This is a genomic window from Sphingomonas sp. BE138, from assembly GCF_031456125.1.
In the GTDB taxonomy this organism is placed as follows: domain Bacteria; phylum Pseudomonadota; class Alphaproteobacteria; order Sphingomonadales; family Sphingomonadaceae; genus Sphingomonas.
In genome coordinates this window covers 259,476-276,202 of the sequence record NZ_JAVDUC010000004.1, presented here as the reverse complement: position 1 = coordinate 276,202, position 16,727 = coordinate 259,476, and the positions used below count along the sequence as shown (strand labels likewise).

The 16,727-nt window shown below is 69.3% G+C and carries 16 protein-coding genes; 7 read left to right on the top strand and 9 right to left on the bottom strand.

The window, feature by feature from the left end; genetic code table 11:
* Positions 1-166: 166 nt before the first annotated feature.
* Together J2Y58_RS08140 and J2Y58_RS08135 are read right to left on the bottom strand one after the other, a co-directional pair.
* Positions 167-1,684, bottom strand: a complete 1,518-nt coding sequence (locus J2Y58_RS08140; RefSeq protein ID WP_310101253.1) for a glycoside hydrolase — start codon at positions 1,682-1,684, stop codon at positions 167-169.
* Between the two features lie 114 nt (positions 1,685-1,798).
* Entirely contained in the window at positions 1,799-3,973 is a 2,175-nt protein-coding gene (locus J2Y58_RS08135; protein ID WP_310101250.1) for a transglycosylase domain-containing protein, read from the bottom strand.
* Between the two features lie 69 nt (positions 3,974-4,042).
* On the opposite strand from J2Y58_RS08135, the gene J2Y58_RS08130 reads away from it, so the two are divergent.
* Together J2Y58_RS08130 and J2Y58_RS08125 are read left to right on the top strand one after the other, a co-directional pair.
* Complete coding sequence (locus tag J2Y58_RS08130) at positions 4,043-4,636, top strand: NAD(P)H-dependent oxidoreductase (RefSeq protein ID WP_310101247.1); 594 nt, start codon at positions 4,043-4,045, stop codon at positions 4,634-4,636.
* 5 nt (positions 4,637-4,641) lie between these two features.
* The gene (locus tag J2Y58_RS08125; RefSeq protein ID WP_310101326.1) at positions 4,642-5,487 is read left to right on the top strand and encodes a CoA ester lyase; all 846 of its coding nucleotides are present in this window, start codon (positions 4,642-4,644) and stop codon (positions 5,485-5,487) included.
* A gap of 40 nt (positions 5,488-5,527) precedes the next feature.
* On the opposite strand, the gene J2Y58_RS08120 is transcribed toward J2Y58_RS08125, so the two are convergent.
* Positions 5,528-5,959 carry a hypothetical protein gene (locus tag J2Y58_RS08120; RefSeq protein WP_310101245.1) on the bottom strand — a complete coding sequence of 144 codons (432 nt, stop codon included), beginning with the start codon at positions 5,957-5,959 and terminating at the stop codon, positions 5,528-5,530.
* 101 nt (positions 5,960-6,060) lie between these two features.
* Between J2Y58_RS08120 and rpiB the strand changes: the two genes are divergently transcribed.
* From rpiB to J2Y58_RS08095, 5 genes are all read left to right on the top strand, one after another.
* Entirely contained in the window at positions 6,061-6,495 is a 435-nt protein-coding gene (gene rpiB, locus J2Y58_RS08115) for a ribose 5-phosphate isomerase B (protein WP_310101241.1), read from the top strand.
* On the top strand, positions 6,492-7,814 hold the full coding sequence (gene glyA / locus J2Y58_RS08110) for a serine hydroxymethyltransferase (protein ID WP_310101237.1): 1,323 nt from the start codon (positions 6,492-6,494) through the stop codon (positions 7,812-7,814). The genes rpiB and glyA overlap by 4 nt, the downstream gene beginning before the upstream one ends.
* 12 nt (positions 7,815-7,826) lie before the next feature.
* Complete coding sequence (locus tag J2Y58_RS08105; RefSeq protein ID WP_310101235.1) at positions 7,827-8,018, top strand: hypothetical protein; 192 nt, start codon at positions 7,827-7,829, stop codon at positions 8,016-8,018.
* Between the two features lie 8 nt (positions 8,019-8,026).
* Complete coding sequence (gene nrdR / locus J2Y58_RS08100) at positions 8,027-8,488, top strand: transcriptional regulator NrdR (RefSeq protein ID WP_310101232.1); 462 nt, start codon at positions 8,027-8,029, stop codon at positions 8,486-8,488.
* Between the two features lie 100 nt (positions 8,489-8,588).
* Entirely contained in the window at positions 8,589-9,632 is a 1,044-nt protein-coding gene (locus J2Y58_RS08095) for a TrmH family RNA methyltransferase (RefSeq protein WP_310101229.1), read from the top strand.
* A 2-nt stretch (positions 9,633-9,634) separates the two neighbouring features.
* Here J2Y58_RS08095 and J2Y58_RS08090 read toward each other — a convergent pair whose 3' ends face one another.
* From J2Y58_RS08090 to J2Y58_RS08065, 6 genes are all read right to left on the bottom strand, one after another.
* Positions 9,635-10,426: a hypothetical protein gene (locus J2Y58_RS08090; protein WP_310101226.1), complete on the bottom strand. Its 792-nt coding sequence runs from the start codon at positions 10,424-10,426 to the stop codon at positions 9,635-9,637.
* A 550-nt stretch (positions 10,427-10,976) separates the two neighbouring features.
* The gene (locus tag J2Y58_RS08085; protein WP_310101223.1) at positions 10,977-12,299 is read right to left on the bottom strand and encodes a dicarboxylate/amino acid:cation symporter; all 1,323 of its coding nucleotides are present in this window, start codon (positions 12,297-12,299) and stop codon (positions 10,977-10,979) included.
* A gap of 210 nt (positions 12,300-12,509) precedes the next feature.
* Positions 12,510-13,463, bottom strand: coding sequence for an NAD(P)-dependent oxidoreductase (locus J2Y58_RS08080; protein ID WP_310101220.1), 954 nt, complete (start codon positions 13,461-13,463; stop codon positions 12,510-12,512).
* Positions 13,460-15,085 carry a GMC family oxidoreductase gene (locus J2Y58_RS08075; RefSeq protein ID WP_310101217.1) on the bottom strand — a complete coding sequence of 542 codons (1,626 nt, stop codon included), beginning with the start codon at positions 15,083-15,085 and terminating at the stop codon, positions 13,460-13,462. The genes J2Y58_RS08080 and J2Y58_RS08075 overlap by 4 nt, the downstream gene beginning before the upstream one ends.
* Positions 15,086-15,189: 104 nt before the next feature.
* Positions 15,190-16,344 (bottom strand): SGNH/GDSL hydrolase family protein, encoded by a 1,155-nt coding sequence (locus J2Y58_RS08070; RefSeq protein WP_310101215.1) that lies wholly within the window; start codon positions 16,342-16,344, stop codon positions 15,190-15,192.
* A 1-nt stretch (position 16,345) separates the two neighbouring features.
* Positions 16,346-16,612, bottom strand: coding sequence for a hypothetical protein (locus J2Y58_RS08065; RefSeq protein WP_310101212.1), 267 nt, complete (start codon positions 16,610-16,612; stop codon positions 16,346-16,348).
* Positions 16,613-16,727: the final 115 nt, after the last annotated feature.

Here is a 16,727-nt window from a genome sequence, read left to right as displayed (position 1 = left end):
GGAAAGGTGCTGTTCCTGCGCGAGGCAGTGTCGAGACGGCGACGCTACCGACGCCCACATCGCCGGGCGTCGACAATGGCTATGGCGAACGCATCAACAATGCGAGATCCAGCGGCGGCAATCCACTGCTGCACCCGTTCCTTTCGACGTGCGGCTTGTCGGGCGCTTACGGCGCGAAGTCGCGATCCTCTGTTACCGTCGATACGCCGGCGCGTCTGCACGGTAGGCTCGGCGGGTTGCCACGGTGCAGGACCAGCGTCGCGACCGAGCGTGCGGGCGCCGTCATGCCCGCAACGCACGTGGCGTTGTGCGTCGCGTCGGTGACCACCATCGATCCCCGCCAGCCCGCTGGCGGAAGCAGCCTTCGCGGGTTCAGTCCGGGATTGACGTGCACCAGCACCAGTCGGCTGCCGTCCGGCGACAGCGCGCCGACCGTATCGAGGTCGTCGACGGCCAACAGGCGGTCACCCGGGCGAATGTAGCGGCTGAATTGTGCCATCGCCCAATATTTCCGGGTCACCCGGATCGCATGCGCTGCGTCGTCGGCAGCACGGAGATCGGCCTTGACCAGACCCCAGTTCGATCCCTTCGCGCCGTTGCGCGTGCTGAGGTCCTCCACCGCCTGCCAGAACACCCAGGCGGCCGGCTCAAGCCGCTTGAGATCGAGGACGATATGCTCCGCCATTGCCAGCGGCGAGGCCATGCCCTCGACGTTCTCCGGATCCCTGTCGAGTGGCGCATCATTTTCGCTCATCCACAAACGTATGCCCGCTGCGCGCGCGGCGTCGCGAACCCCGGTCTGGTGGATGGTGCCGTAGCTGTGGATGTTGAGCTGCCCGATCCGCGCGCGGGTCGCGGCAGGATAGGCGGACCAATCGCTCAGGAAGAGCACCGAGTTGGTCTCGTCGGGCGCGGCGACGACCGTGGTCAGCCGCTCGGCCCGGAGCGCGGCATCGGTGGCGTCGATCATCGCCGCCTGTCGCGCCGGGCTCCAGTGCGCGCCCTCCTGCTTGTTGGCGGCGAACCAGTAATCGGTGTTGGGTTCGTTCATCGGCGACAAGGTGCGGAACGTGATGCGATGGCGCCGTTGCAATTCCGCGACGCTGCGCGCCAGATAGGTCGCGAACACGTTCTCGAATCCAGGGCGCAGATTGTCGTCGGTCGCCCTGTCCGCGCCCGACACGCGGCCGGAGACGGTCATGAACCACGGCGGCGAGTTGGAGAACGCCTCGAAGATCGGCACGCGCACGCGATCGCGGATCGCGTCGAGCCACCAGCGCTGGCGCCGATCCTGCGACCAGTCCCACATCGCGGGATCGTCGGCGCGCCACCAGTCGCGCCCTTCCGTGCCCCGCGGCTGGCGCCAGAAACCCGGTATCGCGCCCCCCGGCCGCAGGTACGGCGGCGTACCCGCGGCATTGCCCCCGCCGATGTTGTAGCGCGCGATCGTCCAGCCGAGTCCGTCGCGGCCGTAGAACAGGTCGGCGAGCCGCTCGCGCTCCGCCGCGGGCCAGCCGCCGGTCACGTCCGCGAACCAGGCGAGTGCGGTACCCCACCCTTCGAAGGTAGTGGACGGTCGATCAAGCGCGGGGCGAAGCGTCACCGCGACGGTCTGCTCCTGCGCGCCGGCGGGGAGCGCGGTAGTCGCCAGAAATGCGGCGGCGACGAAGATCGGGCGCAACATGACGACATCCTCCCTTTTGTACGACAATATGTCGGGTGAGATGCGGGTCAAGCGCCCTGGAGCATGACGGGTTCGCCGCGGTGGAAACATCCGTGTCGCCGCGGTGAGAAAGTCTCAGAAGCGGTCGTAACGCTCCTCGTCCTCACCCGGCCCGTCCTCGGGCGGCGGGCCGCGATCGTCGGGTAAGCGGTCACGATCGAACCGATCGTCCGGCACGCGACGACGCGGCTCGGGCGGCTGCGGCAGCTCGATGCCGAGTTCGCGGAGCCGGTCGACCGCATCGTCGATCGTCGGCTGCGCGCCGTCCAGGACGCGCCCGAACTGGTCGAGCGCCTCGCCCTCCATATTGTCGAGCGGCGCGCCCAACTCGTCCTCGGGCGGCGCGACGACGACCGGAATGTGGAGCGCCGACATCATGAACTGCCGCCAGATCTGCGCCGGAATGCCGCCGCCGTGCAGACCGGGGTTGGGCGAGCTGTCGTCCTTGCCCACCCAGACGCCGACGACGAGATTGCCGGCGAACCCGATGAACCAGCCGTCGCGTCCGCCCTGGCTGGTGCCGGTCTTGCCGAAGGCGTCGACGGGCAAGTTGGCGTCGCGCCCGGTGCCGCGGATCGACGAGCCGAGCAGCGAGCGCATCGCGTCGCGGATCTTGGCGGGCATCTCGGTGTCGCGGCCGGCGATCTTCTCGTACCAGCTGGCGTTGCGATTGCCCTCCACCCCGCGCGGGGTGACCGGATAGCGACCGTTGGCGATCGCGGCATAGGCGCCGGTCAGCTCCAGTAGCGACACCTCGGCGGTGCCGAGCCCGATCGTCGCCTCGTTGGGGATCGGCGTGGTGATCCCGAGGTCGCGCGCGGCGCGGATGACGTTGCGCACGCCGGCCTCCTGCGTCAGCCGCGCGGCGACCACGTTCGACGAACGCGCGAAGGCACGGCGCAGCGTGATCGGCCCCAGGTAGCGTCCGTCGTCGTTCCGCGGCTTCCACCCTGCGATCTCGACCGGCGAATCGTCGCGCACATCGTCGGGGGTCAGCCCGGCGCGCAGCGCGGCAAGGTAGACGAACAGCTTGAAGGTCGATCCCGGCTGGCGCTTGGCCTGCACCGCGCGATTGAAGGCGCTGGACCGGTAATCCTTGCCCCCGACCATCGCGACGACCTCGCCGTCCGGGCGCATCGCAACCACCGCCGCCTGCAGGCCGCCCAGGCTGGCCTGCCGCACTACCCGCTCGGCGGTCGCCTGCAACCCGCGGTCGAGCGTCGTCTTGACGGTGGCTTCGGTCCCCGCGTCGCCCGCCACCTCGCGCGCGGTCGGCAAGACCCAGTCGGCGAAATAGGTGCCGGTCGGCAATGTGTCGGTCCGCGCGGGCAGCACGCGTTGCGGCTGGACCGACGCGGCCTCGCGCTTGGTCAGGAAGCCGGCGTCGACCATCGCCCCGACCACCACCGCCTGCCGCGCGCGTGCGCCCTTCAGATTGCCGGTCGGGGCGAGCCGCGACGGCGCCTTGACCAGCCCCGCCAGCATCGCGGCCTGCCCGATGTTCAGCTTCTGCGGCGTGCGCCCGAAATAATGTTTGGACGCGGCGGTGATCCCGTAGACGTTGTCGCCGAAATAGACGTTCGAGAGGTAGCGCGAGAGGATCTCGTCCTTGCTGAGCCACGCCTCCAGCCAGAAGGCGATCATGACCTCGCGGATCTTGCGCGCCGCGGTGCGGTCCGAATCGAGGAAGGCGTTCTTGGCCAGCTGCTGCGTGATCGTCGAGCCGCCCTGCCGGACCCCGCCAGAGCCGACGTTCGCCCAGGCGGCGCGCGCGATGCCGCGCGGGTCGATCCCCCAGTGCGAGTAGAAGCGGCGGTCCTCGATCGCGAGGAACGCCTCGCGCACGTGCGCAGGCAGCGTGGCGGCGTCGACCGGCGCACCGATGATGGCACCGCGCCGCGCGATCGGCGTGCCGTCGGCGGCGGTGAGCGTGATCGACGGCGGGGTGGGGGGCTTGAGCGACCGCGACAACGGCGCGGTCACCGCCAGCCAGATGACCGCCAGCACGAAGATCACGATCGAGGCGGCCAGCCCGCGGACGATCCATTTGCCCCACGCGATACGGCGGCGCGGGCCGCGACGGTCGTCGCCGCCGTCGTCGTTCCAGCGGGGCGGGCCCTGCTCCGGATGTTCGGCATCGTCCTGCCATGCGCCGAACGAGGGCAGCGGATCGGGCGCCGCGCCGCCGGGCGTATCGCCGCGAGCATGGTTGTAGCGGACGCGGCCAGTGTCGTAGGGGTCGGGGCGCATGGCTGGTGGTGTCTTATGCTGATAGAACAGTTGTCGCAAGCCTCGCCCGCGTTGACCAAGGATAACCAAATGCAGGATGATGCGAAAGCCGCCGCCGCGCCGCTGGTGGTGGGGATCGGGGGAACGATCGGGGGCGTGTCCTCGACCGAGCGGGCGTTGCGCATTGCGCTGTCCGAGGCGGCGGCGCAGGGGTTCCGCACGCAGATGTTCGGGGGCGCCGACATGGCGCGCTTGCCGCTGTACGATCCGCGGGCCACGTCGCGTACGCCCGAGGAGCGTGCGTTCGTCGACGCGGTGCGGCAGGCGTCGGCGGTCATCATCTCCAGTCCCGGATATCACGGCAGCATTTCCGGCGTGGTCAAGAACGCCCTCGACCTGCTGGAAGAGACCGCGCGTGACCCGCGCCCGTATCTGGCCGACATGCCGGTCGGCTTGATCGCGACCGCTTATGGCTGGCAGGCGACGGGGTCGACGATCGCGGCGTTGCGCTCGATCGTCCATGCGCTGCGCGGCTGGCCGACGCCGTTCGCGGCGGCGATCAACACGCAGGTGACGCGTTTCGATGACGAGGGCGGGGCAAGCGATCCGGCGGTGGTCGAGCAGTTGCGGCTGATCGGGCGGCAGGTCGCGCGGTTCGCACCGCTGTCGGGCGGCGCCGCGTGACGACGGTGCGTCCGCGGCGCAGTGCCTTGTTCCTGCCGGCGTCGAATGCGCGGGCGATCGAGAAGGCGCGCACGCTGCCGTGCGATGTCGTGATCCTCGACCTGGAGGATGCGGTGGCGCCGACGCAGAAGGCGGCGGCGCGGGACGCGGCGGTGACCGCGGTGCAGGACGGCGGGTTCGGCGCGCGCGAGCTGGTGGTGCGGGTCAATGCGCTCGATACGCCGTGGGGGGCGGACGATCTGGCGGCGCTGGCGCGCAGCGCGGTCGGCGCGGTGCTGCTGCCCAAGCTGGCGGATTCGGAAACGCTGCTCACCACACGCACCGCGCTGGGGGGTGGGCCGGCGTTGTGGGGGATGATCGAGACGTGCGGCGGCGTGCTGGCGCTGCGCGAGATCGTCGGGGCGGCGGGCGCGACCGGGCTGGCCGCGCTGGTGGCCGGGACCAATGATCTGGCGCGAGAACTGCGGTGTCGGGTGGGCGCTGACCGGGCTACGCTGCTACCCGTACTCGCACAGATCGTGCTGGCGGCGCGCGCGGGTGGGCTGGTGGCGCTCGACGGGGTCATCAACTCGCTCGACGATCAGGCTGCGATCGCGGCCGAGTGCGCGCAGGGCCGCGACTGGGGCTTTGACGGCAAGACGCTGATCCACCCCGCCCAGATCGCGACGGCGAACGCGGCCTTCGCGCCATCGGATGCCGAGGTTGCGGCGGCGCGGCAGCTGGCGGCGGCGTTCGATGGGCGCGAGGACGAGGGCGCGATCCGTATCGAGGGCCGTATGGTGGAACGGTTGCATCTCGAGGAGGCGCGGCGGACGCTCGCGCTGGCGGCAGCGATCACGGCGCGACGCTGAGGGGCCACCATGCGGCCGTGCGACTGGCGGTCGTTGCCGCCTATGCGCGGCAATATCCCTCCCCGCTTTTCACGATCAGGCAATCGCTCTTGCCGGCCAGCCACTTCAGCCCGGCAGCATCGCCGTCGCCGGGAACCGCCGTCTCCGCGACGCCATTGCGGACGAACCGCAATCCCTCCGCGGTGACCGACCCCACGAAGGTGCCGCGATGGTCCAGATCCCATTGCATGTCGAGCATGACGCCGCCGCCCGCCCGGCGCGTGACGTTCAGATACATGCCCTCGACGCCGATCCAGCGTCCGAGATAGCGGTCCTCGATCGCGGCGGTGGCGGCAGGCTCGATCGCATTGTCGCGTGGCGCGGCCAGCGGGCCGTTGCGCTCGGTGGGCGTGGTACTCGGGGATGGATCGGGCGCGGGCTGCGCACAGGCGGCGAGCGCGAGCGGAACGGCAAACAGGGGAGGGCGCAGCATCATGGCGCGTCAACCGGCGACCGGGCAGCCGCGTTCCGGGTGGCGTTCCCGCGCTCGGCTCGCTAGAGCGCGGACATCCGATCATTCCGGGAGTCGATCCGTTGCGTATCGCCATCGCCTGCGACCATGCCGCTGTTTCGTTGAAGGACGAGTTGCGCGAGTGGTTGAGCGGCGAGGGGCATGACGTGCTCGACCTCGGCACGCATGGCACGGCCAGCGTCGATTATCCCGATTACGGGCGCAAGCTGGCCGACGTTCTGGCCGCCGGAGAAGCGGAACGCGGGATCGCGTTGTGCGGGTCGGGGATCGGCATCATGATCGCGGCCAACCGCAACCCGGCGGTGCGCTGCGCACTGGTCAACGAACCTTTGTCCGCCGCACTCGCGCGCAGCCACAACGACGCCAATGCGATCGCGCTGGGGGCGCGGCTGATCGGCGCGGAGATGGCGCGCGCGTGCGTCCGCGCCTTCCTGTCCACGGATTTCCTCGGCGGGCGGCACGCCCCCCGCGTCGACATGCTCAAGGAGCCTGCATGAGCACCAAACCGACCTCGCTGTCCGATATCCAGCACGCCTATAAAACCGATGGCGGCTTCTTCACCCGCGGCCTCGCCGATGCCGATGCGGCGGTGTTCGCCGGCATCGAGCATGAGCTGACGCGCGAGCAGACGCAGATCGAGCTGATCGCGTCGGAAAACATCGTCAGCCGCGCGGTGCTGGAGGCGCAAGGCTCCGTCTTCACGAACAAATATGCCGAGGGCTATCCAGGCAAGCGCTATTACCAGGGCTGCCACCCGTCCGACGAGGTCGAGCAGCTGGCGATCGATCGCGCCAAGCAATTGTTCAACTGCGGCTTCGTCAACGTCCAGCCGCATTCGGGCGCGCAGGCGAACGGGGCGGTCATGCTGGCGCTGACCAAGCCCGGCGACACGATCATGGGGCTCAGCCTGGATGCGGGCGGTCACCTGACGCACGGCGCGCGCGCCGCGATGAGCGGCAAATGGTTCAACGCGGTGCAATATGGCGTCACCGCGGACACGCATCTGATCGATTATGACGCCGTCGAACGCCAGGCGGTCGAAACCCAGCCCAGATTGATCATCGCCGGCGGCTCGGCATACCCGCGCCATATCGACTTCGCGCGCTTCCGTGCCATCGCCGACAAGGTCGGGGCATTCTTCATGGTCGACATGGCGCACTTTGCCGGGCTGGTCGCCGGCGGTGTCCACCCGACGCCGTTCGGCCATGCGCATGTCGTCACCACCACCACGCACAAGACGCTGCGCGGGCCGCGCGGCGGCATGGTGCTGACCGACGACGAGGCGATCGCGAAGAAGATCAACTCGGCGGTGTTCCCGGGCTTGCAGGGCGGGCCGCTGATGCACGTCGTCGCCGCCAAGGCGGTCGCGTTCGGCGAGGCGCTGCGGCCTGAATTCAAGAGCTATGCCGCGGCGGTGGTCGAGAATGCCAAGGTGCTGGCCGCCACGCTGAAGGAGCGCGGTGCCGACCTCGTCTCGGGCGGCACCGACACGCATCTGGCGCTCGTCGATCTCACCCCGCTCGGCATCACCGGGCGCGACGCCGACGAGGCGCTGGAGCGCGCCGGCATCACCTGCAACAAGAACGGCATCCCCAACGATCCGCTGCCCCCGGTCAAGACCAGCGGCATCCGCGTCGGCAGCCCGGCGGGTACCACGCGCGGTTTCGGCGTGGCGGAGTTCCGCGAGATCGGCAACATGGTCGCCGACGTGCTCGACGGACTGCGCGCCAAGGGCGAGGCCGGCGACCCGGCGGTCGAGGCGGATGTGCGGGAACGTGTGCGCGCCTTGTGCGCTCGGTTCCCGATCTACAACTGAGGAGGACGATCGGTGGCCGATTTCGACAAGAAGGTCGACGAGGTGCGCGGCACGGTGAAGAGCACGCCGGGGCTGGGCAAGAGCATGGCGAAGTGGAGCGCGCTGGGCGCGGTCGTCGCCATCCCGCTGCCGGTGGTCGGACCGATCTTCGGCGCGATCGCGGGCGCGGCCTACGCCTATCACAAGGGCACCAAGAACCGGTGACCCGCTGAATGCGCTGCCCGTTCTGCGGCCATGATGCCAGCCAGGTGAAGGACAGCCGCCCCACGGACGATGGGGCGGCGATCCGCCGGCGGCGGCAGTGCGAGGGGTGCGCGGCGCGCTTCACCACGTTCGAGCGCATTCAGCTGCGCGACCTGACGGTGGTGAAAAGCGAGTCGCGCCGTGAACCGTTCGACCGCGACAAGCTGTTGCGCTCGATCTCGATCGCGGCGCGCAAGCGACCGGTCGAGCCGGTACGACTCGAAAAGCTGGTGAGCGGCATCCAGCGGCAGCTGGAGACGAGCGGCGAACCCGAGGTCACCGCCAAGCGGATCGGCGAGATGGTGATGGACGGGCTGAAGGGGCTCGACTCGGTCGCCTACATCCGCTTCGCCAGCGTCTATCGCGACTTCAGCGAAGCGCGTGATTTCGAGGAGTTCGCGGGGAGTGTGGAGGAAGCGGGGCGGGGGTAGTTGATACCGTCATCCGCCCGATCGACGATTTCAATCCGTCCGTTCGGTTCAAGCAGCATCGCGCTTGCCGAGATGCGCCCGTCGAGAACATAGCGTCACGATGAGCTTCTTCGTCTATATCCTGCGCTGCGCCGACGGCAGCTACTATACTGGCCACACCGACGATCTCGAACGTCGCGTCGCGCAGCATCAGTCAGGCACGATACCCGGCTACGCGCATGATCGCCGACCCGTCGAGTTGATGTGGGCGCAGGCGTTCCCCACGCGGATTGAAGCGCTGGAGCGCGAGCGGGAGGTGAAGGACTGGTCGCCCGCGAAGAAGGAAGCGCTGTTCGCGGGGGACTGGCGCGCCGTCAGTGACGCCGCGCGCCCGGCTGCGCTCGACGCTGGCTCGAATCGAATGGCGACGCCGCGCCCCGCTGCCGGATTACCGCCCGTCATCGTCCTCGTCCGTCCGCAACTGGGCGAGAACATCGGCAAGGCGGCGCGCGCGATGCTCAACTTCGGGCTGACCGAGCTGCGGCTGGTCGCGCCGCGTGACGGCTGGCCCAATCCGCAGGCGGGGCCGGCAGCGTCCGGCGCGGACATCGTGCTCGACCGCGCGACGGTGTTCGAGACGGTCGCCGAGGCGGTGGCGGACTGCGCACACGTCTATGCCACAACGGTGCGCAAGCGCGGCGTGACCAAGCCGGTGGTGACACCCGAACAGGCCGCGCGTGCCATCCATGCGGGGCCGGAACGCTCCGCGATCCTCTTCGGCCCGGAGCGATCGGGGCTGGAGACCGACGACGTGGCGGTCGCGCGCACGATCGTGACGGTGCCGATCAATCCCGAGTTCGGCAGCCTCAACCTCGCGCAGGCAGTGATCCTGGTTGCTTACGAATGGTCGAAGGGGCAGGGGCTGGCCAGCCCGCCGGCGGTCGATGCCGACCCGCCCGCGCCGCAACGCGAGCTGGACGGGATGATCGCGCAGCTCGACGCGTTGCTGGACGAGGGCGGCTATTTCTTCCCGCCGGATCGCACGCCGGCGACGCGGCGTATGCTCCGAACGCTGCTGACGAAGCCGGGCTGGTCGAGCCAGGAGGTGCGGACGGTTCGCGGTATCCTGTCCGCGCTGGCACCGAAGCGCCCCCGCGGCGGCTGAGGTCAAGCGATGCTGGGTGTGGGTGGGCGCCCCTCGCAATAGGATCGCGCCGGATTCTGCAACGACAGGCCGTTGGCGACCGCACGCTGGATGATGAGCCGGATCGACCCGTGCCTCTCGCCGGCGGCGTAGGTGGATCCCACGCACGGTTGCAGGCGGTCGGTGGCGACCAGCAACCCCATGGTACTGCGCCGGTAAAGGCCGCCGGAACCGCTGAACGGCGTGACGCGCCGCCGCACCGTGGTGTCGGGCATCGACAGCGCGCGCGCAATCTGTGCGATCCGCACGGCATGACGCGCCTGTAGCGAGTCCATCCGGCAGCCAGGGTTCGCGGCACGATCGGCGTCGAACGCCTGAAAATTGGCGTGAAGTACCGCGGCGAAGATCGCGAGGTCGATCGCTTCGGGGCACAGGTGGCGATTTGCATCGGCCAGCGCCAGGATGAGGTCGATCGCTGCGCAGACGCCGTCGTCAAGCGAAAGCTTGGCACCGGGCACGGCGCCCGACGTCCCCGCAGGGATCGCGCCGACTGCCACGCCGTCCGCGATCAACCGGACGAAACAGTCGTGCGTGTAGCGCAGCTGCCGCCAGTTCTCGGGCTTTTCCCAATAGGGTCGTGACAGCATCACACCGGTCGGCGTCCGTTCGCACACGTTGCGATCGAGTAGCGCGCGGACATGGCGGCGCACGGTTTCGAACGGCCGCCCTAGCGACATGGCCGCCGAATGGATCGAGATCGTGCCGTGCCGGTCGGGATGCGACAAAGTGGTTCTAAGCAAGAGGCAGAAGACCATGAACCGGTCCATGTTACCGCTAAAGTAACGGAGGCCGACCACGTTGATGCTGGTGTGAAATTCCGCGAGCAGGCAGGCCAATCGTGTCAACGGCCGGCCATGCTCCGGACGGTGAGCAAAATTGGGATCGATATTATGGCGTTGTTCGGTGGCCGCGTAATTCGGCACGGTACCGCACCCCTTTTCTATTACAGACGCACAGCCCTGTCTACGCGGCCCGTCACTCATGACCCAGTCTGTGCAGCAATCGAAGAACCGATCGCACCTATGTTATTTGCATTTGCAAGCAAATAAATACAAGTCTTCACCTGTGGTTTTCCGCGGGTGTCGTGTCAGGATCGTACGGTTCGCGCCTCGCCCGGCACGATCTACATCAGATTTCAGGCGTTATGCTTATGATTGTCGGTGCTTTTCCGCTGAGTGTCGCCAGCATGACAAATCAGAAAGGGAGCATTGGCAGATCGGTGCCGATCGCCTCCACAGATGAACGAGAAGCGGCGGGCGTGCGCGCCCACCGCTTTCGCGATCCCTTGGTGCGATCCGATGTCGTTCAGTCGACCGGCTGCGTGATTGCCGGTATGGAAGGCGGATGCCCGGCGAGCGCCGTTTCCAGCGCGGCGCGGTCCAGCTTGCCTTCCCATCGCGCGACCACGATCGCGGCGACCGCGTTGCCGATGAAATTGGTCAGGCTGCGGCATTCGCTCATGAAGCGGTCGACGCCCAGGATCAGCGCCATGCCCGCGACCGGCACGGTCGGCACGATCGACAGCGTGGCCGCCAGCGTGATGAACCCTGCGCCGGTCACCCCCGCCGCCCCCTTCGACGACAGCATCGCGACGCCGAGCAACAGGAGCTGCTGGCCGATCGTCAGGTCGACGTTGCACGCCTGTGCGATGAACAGCGCCGCAAGGGTCATGTAGATGTTGGTGCCGTCGAGGTTGAACGAATAGCCGGTCGGGACGACCAGCCCGACGACGCCGCGGTCGCAGCCGGCGGCCTCCAGCTTGGTCAGCAGCCCCGGCAGCGCCGGCTCGGACGAGGAGGTGCCGAGCACCAGCAACAGCTCGCCCTTCAGATAGGCGATCAGCCGAAGGATCGAAAAGCCGTGCAGCCGCGCAACCAGCCCGAGGATGCCGAACACGAACACCGCCGACGTCAGGTAGAATGTCGCGACCAGCCCGCCGAGGTTGACGAGGCTGCCGACGCCGTACTTGCCGACGGTGAAGGCGATCGCTCCGAAGGCGCCGAGCGGGGCGACGCGCATCAGGATCGCAACGACGCGGAAGACGACGATATTCAGTCGTTCGATGCCGTCGAGGATCGGCTCGGCGGGCTTGCCGACCAGGCTGATCGCGACGCCGAACAGGATCGCCACCAGCAGCACCTGCAGGATGTTGCCCTGCGTCAGCGCCGACACGAGCGTGTCGGGGATGATGTTCAGGATGAAGCCGGTCAGCGTGGTATCATGCGCTTTTTCCGCATAATCGGCGATCTTGCCGGCATCCAGCGACGCAGGGTTGATGTTCATGCCTGCGCCCGGCTGGACGACGTTGGCGACGATCATCCCGACGATCAGCGCCAGCGTGGAAAAGAACAGGAAATAGCCGAACGCCTTGCCGGCGACGCGCCCGACCGCGCTCAGCTCGCGCAGGCCGGCGATACCGCTAACCAGCGTCAGGAAGATGACGGGGGCGATCACCATCTTGACCAGCTTGATGAAACCGTCGCCCAGCGGTTTCAGCGCTTCGCCCAGGCTCGGATAGAAGTGACCCAGCACCGCGCCGGCGACGATCGCGATCAGCACCTGGACGTAGAGGTGATGATGAAGGCGTCGCGGTCCTTCGGCTTCGGGTGGAATGGCGGTGACGTGCATGACCTCTCCTCGCGTCCACGGTGACGGACGTCTTCGTCGCTCAAGCTACCGCGGATGGCAGCGCGCGCAAAAGGTTTGCCGTAGCTGAACCAAGTCACTGTAATAAGACGAGAAAGCTAACGCGCGCTTTGCGCACCGTTAGTCATGTGTGCAAAAAGTTACGCGCTGCGATCAGCGCCCGTGGCACAATTCACACGTATGACGTGAACGTCATGGTCGCCCGGCGCGCTCCCACGCGGCGATACCGGCTACGCCCTCGGCCAGGCTGATGCGCGGCCGGTATCCGGTCGCCAGCATCCGCGCGATATCGTAGCGCACCGGGGCGGCGAAGCGCGCGATCTCGTCGTGCGACGGCGTGCGCGTGACGAAGCGGTCGAGCGGCGCCAGCGTCACGCCGGCGCGGCCGAGCGCCTTGGCCAGCTTGCGCGCGGCCAGCGTAGGGCGCCCCGGCAATGTGCCGGTGGGCCCCGGAGCGCCGATCGCGTTGCGTAACGCCTCGAGATAGCCGTCCCAGGTCGGGATATCGGCGCCGTTGACGTTGAAGGTGCCCGCGATCGGCGCGGGTGCGATGGCGAGGTGGACGATGAACCCGGCGAGGTCGTCGACATGGACGAGGTTCGCGTCGCCTCGCCCGGCCGCGCCGAGCCGGGGGCAGCCGCCGTGCAGCCGGTCGAGGTACGGCGTCGTCCATTGCGCGCTGCGCGGGCCGTAGATCAGCGTCGGACGCAGGATCGCGACCGCCATCGCCGCGGCGGCGTCGCGGCACATCGCCTCCGCCGCGACCTTCGCCGCGCCATAGGCGCCATGCGGCCGCTCGGTCGGCGCCTCTTCGTCGATGATCCCGGTCACCGTGCCGTAGACCGCGACCGAGCTGAGCTGGATGAAGCGCGCGACCCCGGCAGCCTGCGCGGCGGCCAGCGTGTTGCGGGTGCCGTCGACGATCACGCGCGTGTCGCGCGGATCGCCGACCGCGGTGTGGACGACCGTCTCCACCCCCGGCATCGCGGCGGCCAGCGCGACCGGATCGAGCACGTCGAGCGCGGTGCCGCCGGCGGGGGGGCGGCGATAGCCGGCGACCACCGGCATCCCGGCCGCCTCCAGCGCCGCCACCGCCCGCCGGCCGACGAATCCACCCGCGCCGGTCACCAGCACTGCGCCCGTCATGCCCGCCGCTCCTTCAAGTGATCGGCCAGCCGCAGCGCCAGCGCGATCGCCGTCAGCGTCGGATTGGCCTGGCTGGACGTCGGAGTGACCGATGCGCTGGCGACGTACAGCCCGGCGACCCCGTGGACGCGGCATTCGCGGTCGACCACGCCGTCGCGCGGGCTGTCCGCCATCCGCGTCGTCCCGCTGTGATGGCCGCCATAGGCACCGGCGTCGAGGATCGCGTCGGTGACCGACGCCTCGTCATAATCGAGCGTGCCGGTACCGGTGCGCGCCAGCTCGTCGTGAACGAGGCGGTAGGTGGCGCGCACCGAATCGAAGTCGGCGGGCGCGACGCGCCAGTCGACCCGCAGCCGGCGCATGCCCAGCGCGTCGCGCTCGTCCGACAGCGCCACGCGGCTGTCCCAGCAGGGCGATTGTTCGCTGATGAACTCGATCGGATAGCGATTGTCGCGCGCCGGCAGCGCGATCGACGGGATGCGGCGCGACGACAGATACCGCTTCACGCCCCAGGTGCGCACGAAGTGGAACAGCTGTAGCGGGTGCCGGGCGATATTGCCGAGGTGGCGCAGATAGGGGCCGATCGAGCGGTCCGCCTCGCGCGAGGCGCGGCTGTATTCATATTTCACCGCATAGGCGGCCAGGTACATCAGCGACAGCACCGCATCGCCGTGCGACGGATCGTTCACGTCGCGGATGTGCAGTCGCATCGTGCTGTTGAGCAGGTGCCTCGCGCGCTGCGCCGCCGGGGTCGGGGCGAGGCGGCGGCGGATGTAGATGCCCTCGGCATCGCGTTCGTAGTCGAAGCCGATCGCTTCGGGTGCGCCGGTGAAGTGCGCGGTGCCGAAATGGGCGGCGAGGTGGCACATGTAGCCGCGCCCCAGCCAGCCGCCGGCATTGCCCGGCCCTTCGGGCAGCACGTCGTCGGAGGCGAGCAGCAGCCGCGCGGTCTCCAGCCCGCCTGCCGCCAGCACATAGGCGCGCGCGCGTACCGGCCAGGTCGCACCGCTCGGCGCGCGCACCTCCAGATGGTCGACGTGGCCGCCGTCCGGCGTCAGCCGCACCGCGGTGACCGGCGCGTGCGTGACGATGCGGACGTTGGTTGCCGCGGTCAGTTCCCGGCCGTAGCGGGTCCAGAAGTTGGTCGGGCGGCTGAAGCGCTCGATCGTGGTGTGCAGCCACTCGCCGTCCAGCCCCGGCACGATCGGCGCGGAGGGCGTGTGATCGAACGCGCCGGCCTCCGCCGCCTCCATCGCGGCCGGGTAGTAGCGCGCGACCTCGTCATAGCCGATCGGCCAGCCGGAATGCGCGACCCACGGGCGCGGTTCGAAGTCGATCGGGTCGAACGGGATCGACCGTCCGCCCCACAGGGCCGTCGTGCCGCCGAGCGCACGGATGCGGAAATTGTCGATCGGCCAGTGGACGCGCGGGTCGGCGACCTCGCCGGCATAGGCGTCCTGGACCTGCGGCTCGACGCGGGTGCCGCCCGCCTCCAGCACCAGCACCTCCATCCCCAGCGCGGCGCAGCGCGCGGCCAGGGTCAGGCCGGCGGCACCCGACCCGACGATGCACACGTCGGCGGGGGCGGGCGGGGCGGTCAGTTCGCTGGCGTCGGCGCGCACGCTGTCTCCCGGGTCAATCGGCCGCCGGGGTAGCATGAAGTGCCGCAGGGGCAAGCACGATGGCTCCGCCGCCTGCGCGGCGGAGCCCAATTCGGGAAGCAGCCTTACAGGATCGCGCGCACGATCGCGGCGGCCTGCACGTCATAGGCCCACGGCGATTCGTGCAGCGCGTCGAAGAACGCGCCGCTCGCCTGCGCGGCGGCGCGCCCGCCGAGCAGCGCTTCCTCGTCGATGAACAGGCACTCGGTCTCGAAAGCCAGCGCACGCAGCGCGTTGCGCCACTGCGCGCGGTTCGCGTCGGTGCCGCCGTTCGGGCTGACGCCGGCCACCGCCGGCCAGCTCAGGACCACACTGCCGCTCGCCCGCGCCTGCTGGACGATCATGCGGATTTTGGCCAGCCATGTCGCCATCGGCACCGCTTGCTGGCTGTCGTTGGTACCCAGGTTCACCACCGTCAGGTGCGGGGCATAGGCGGCGAGCGCCGCGGCGGGCGCACCCGCACTCGACAGATCGGCCTGGAATGCGGAGGTGACGCCGTACGCACCGAAATTGGCGATCTCCACGCCCGGACGCTGGCTGTCCCACGCGATCATCCCGATGAGCACCAGGTTGGTGGTGCCGCCGGCGCGCGCCACGACGATCGGGTTCGCGTCGCGCGTCGCGAACGACACCTCCAAGCGCGCGAACCCGCCCGGCGCGCCTGTCGGGGTGATCGTCACCGTCTCTGCGCCCTTCGTCACGGTCAGCGGCGGGCGATCGGAGCCGTTGCGGATGAACACCGAGCAGCGGTCGGCCGGGCCGGACGGCTGGAATTGTCCGGGGTTCGCGGAGCCGGCGGTCATCGACGCGCCGCCCAGCGAAACCGGGCCGCCGCTCCAGCCCGAAAAGCCGCTGCGCCGCGGATCATAGGCGAGCACGTCGGCGATGCTCCCCAGCCCGGCGCACCCGAAGAAGGCGTCGGCGCGCACCGGCAGCCCGCCCGCGGCCAGCAGCGCCGCGACCCGCGCCGGGCGCGCGCGTGCGAAGGCGCCGACCGTGCCGCTCGCGCCGCTGCCGGCACCCGCCCCCATCGTCTTGCTGTCGCCGACGAAGGCGATCCGCGCCGAGTCCGCCATGCCGCTGCGCAGCCGTCCGCGCGCCGCCGCCCATGCCAGCAACGCGGTGGGCGAGGCGGTCTCCACCGCCGGTACCGGCGCGCCGACCCGTGCCAGCGCCGCGGCGCTCACCGCGCCACCGATCGATCCCGAGGTTCGTGTCATCTCAGGCCTCCGCGATCAGGTTGGCGGCGGTGGTGCCGGTCGCGCGGACGAAGAGCGCGCGCACCGCGACATAGCTGGCGTCGGGCAGGTTGCGGTACGTGACGTCCTCGGTGCCGCCGACGCCGCGTAGCGTGATTGTGCCGCCGGTGCCGACATAGATGCCCTTGGGCACGTTCGGCAGCGGGTTGGCGTCGTCGGGTACGATCGCAAACGGCGCGGTGGCGGGCGCGGCGGCGCTGTCGCTGCTGTTCTGGAACTTGTCGGGCATGTATGTGTCCTCCATCGTCGAGAACGTTCCCTTTATGTTCGGACGCGGCGTGTAGGACAGCCCCCAATTGCAGAGGGACGCGCGCGGCGCCTTTTTGGTTGGCGTCGCGGCTCTT

Excerpts from the sequence above, each read along its gene's own strand:
- J2Y58_RS08090 (WP_310101226.1), bottom strand. The coding sequence starts at position 10,426 with ATGGTCTTCTGCCTCTTGCTTAGAACCACTTTGTCGCATCCCGACCGG.
- J2Y58_RS08070 (WP_310101215.1), bottom strand. The coding sequence starts at position 16,344 with ATGACACGAACCTCGGGATCGATCGGTGGCGCGGTGAGCGCCGCGGCG.
- J2Y58_RS08140 (WP_310101253.1), bottom strand. The coding sequence starts at position 1,684 with ATGTTGCGCCCGATCTTCGTCGCCGCCGCATTTCTGGCGACTACCGCG.
- J2Y58_RS08135 (WP_310101250.1), bottom strand. The coding sequence starts at position 3,973 with ATGCGCCCCGACCCCTACGACACTGGCCGCGTCCGCTACAACCATGCT.
- J2Y58_RS08065 (WP_310101212.1), bottom strand. The coding sequence starts at position 16,612 with ATGCCCGACAAGTTCCAGAACAGCAGCGACAGCGCCGCCGCGCCCGCC.
- glyA (WP_310101237.1), top strand. The coding sequence starts at position 6,492 with ATGAGCACCAAACCGACCTCGCTGTCCGATATCCAGCACGCCTATAAA.
- J2Y58_RS08080 (WP_310101220.1), bottom strand. The coding sequence starts at position 13,463 with ATGACGGGCGCAGTGCTGGTGACCGGCGCGGGTGGATTCGTCGGCCGG.
- J2Y58_RS08095 (WP_310101229.1), top strand. The coding sequence starts at position 8,589 with ATGAGCTTCTTCGTCTATATCCTGCGCTGCGCCGACGGCAGCTACTAT.
- J2Y58_RS08120 (WP_310101245.1), bottom strand. The coding sequence starts at position 5,959 with ATGCTGCGCCCTCCCCTGTTTGCCGTTCCGCTCGCGCTCGCCGCCTGT.
- J2Y58_RS08085 (WP_310101223.1), bottom strand. The coding sequence starts at position 12,299 with ATGCACGTCACCGCCATTCCACCCGAAGCCGAAGGACCGCGACGCCTT.
- J2Y58_RS08130 (WP_310101247.1), top strand. The coding sequence starts at position 4,043 with ATGCAGGATGATGCGAAAGCCGCCGCCGCGCCGCTGGTGGTGGGGATC.
- nrdR (WP_310101232.1), top strand. The coding sequence starts at position 8,027 with ATGCGCTGCCCGTTCTGCGGCCATGATGCCAGCCAGGTGAAGGACAGC.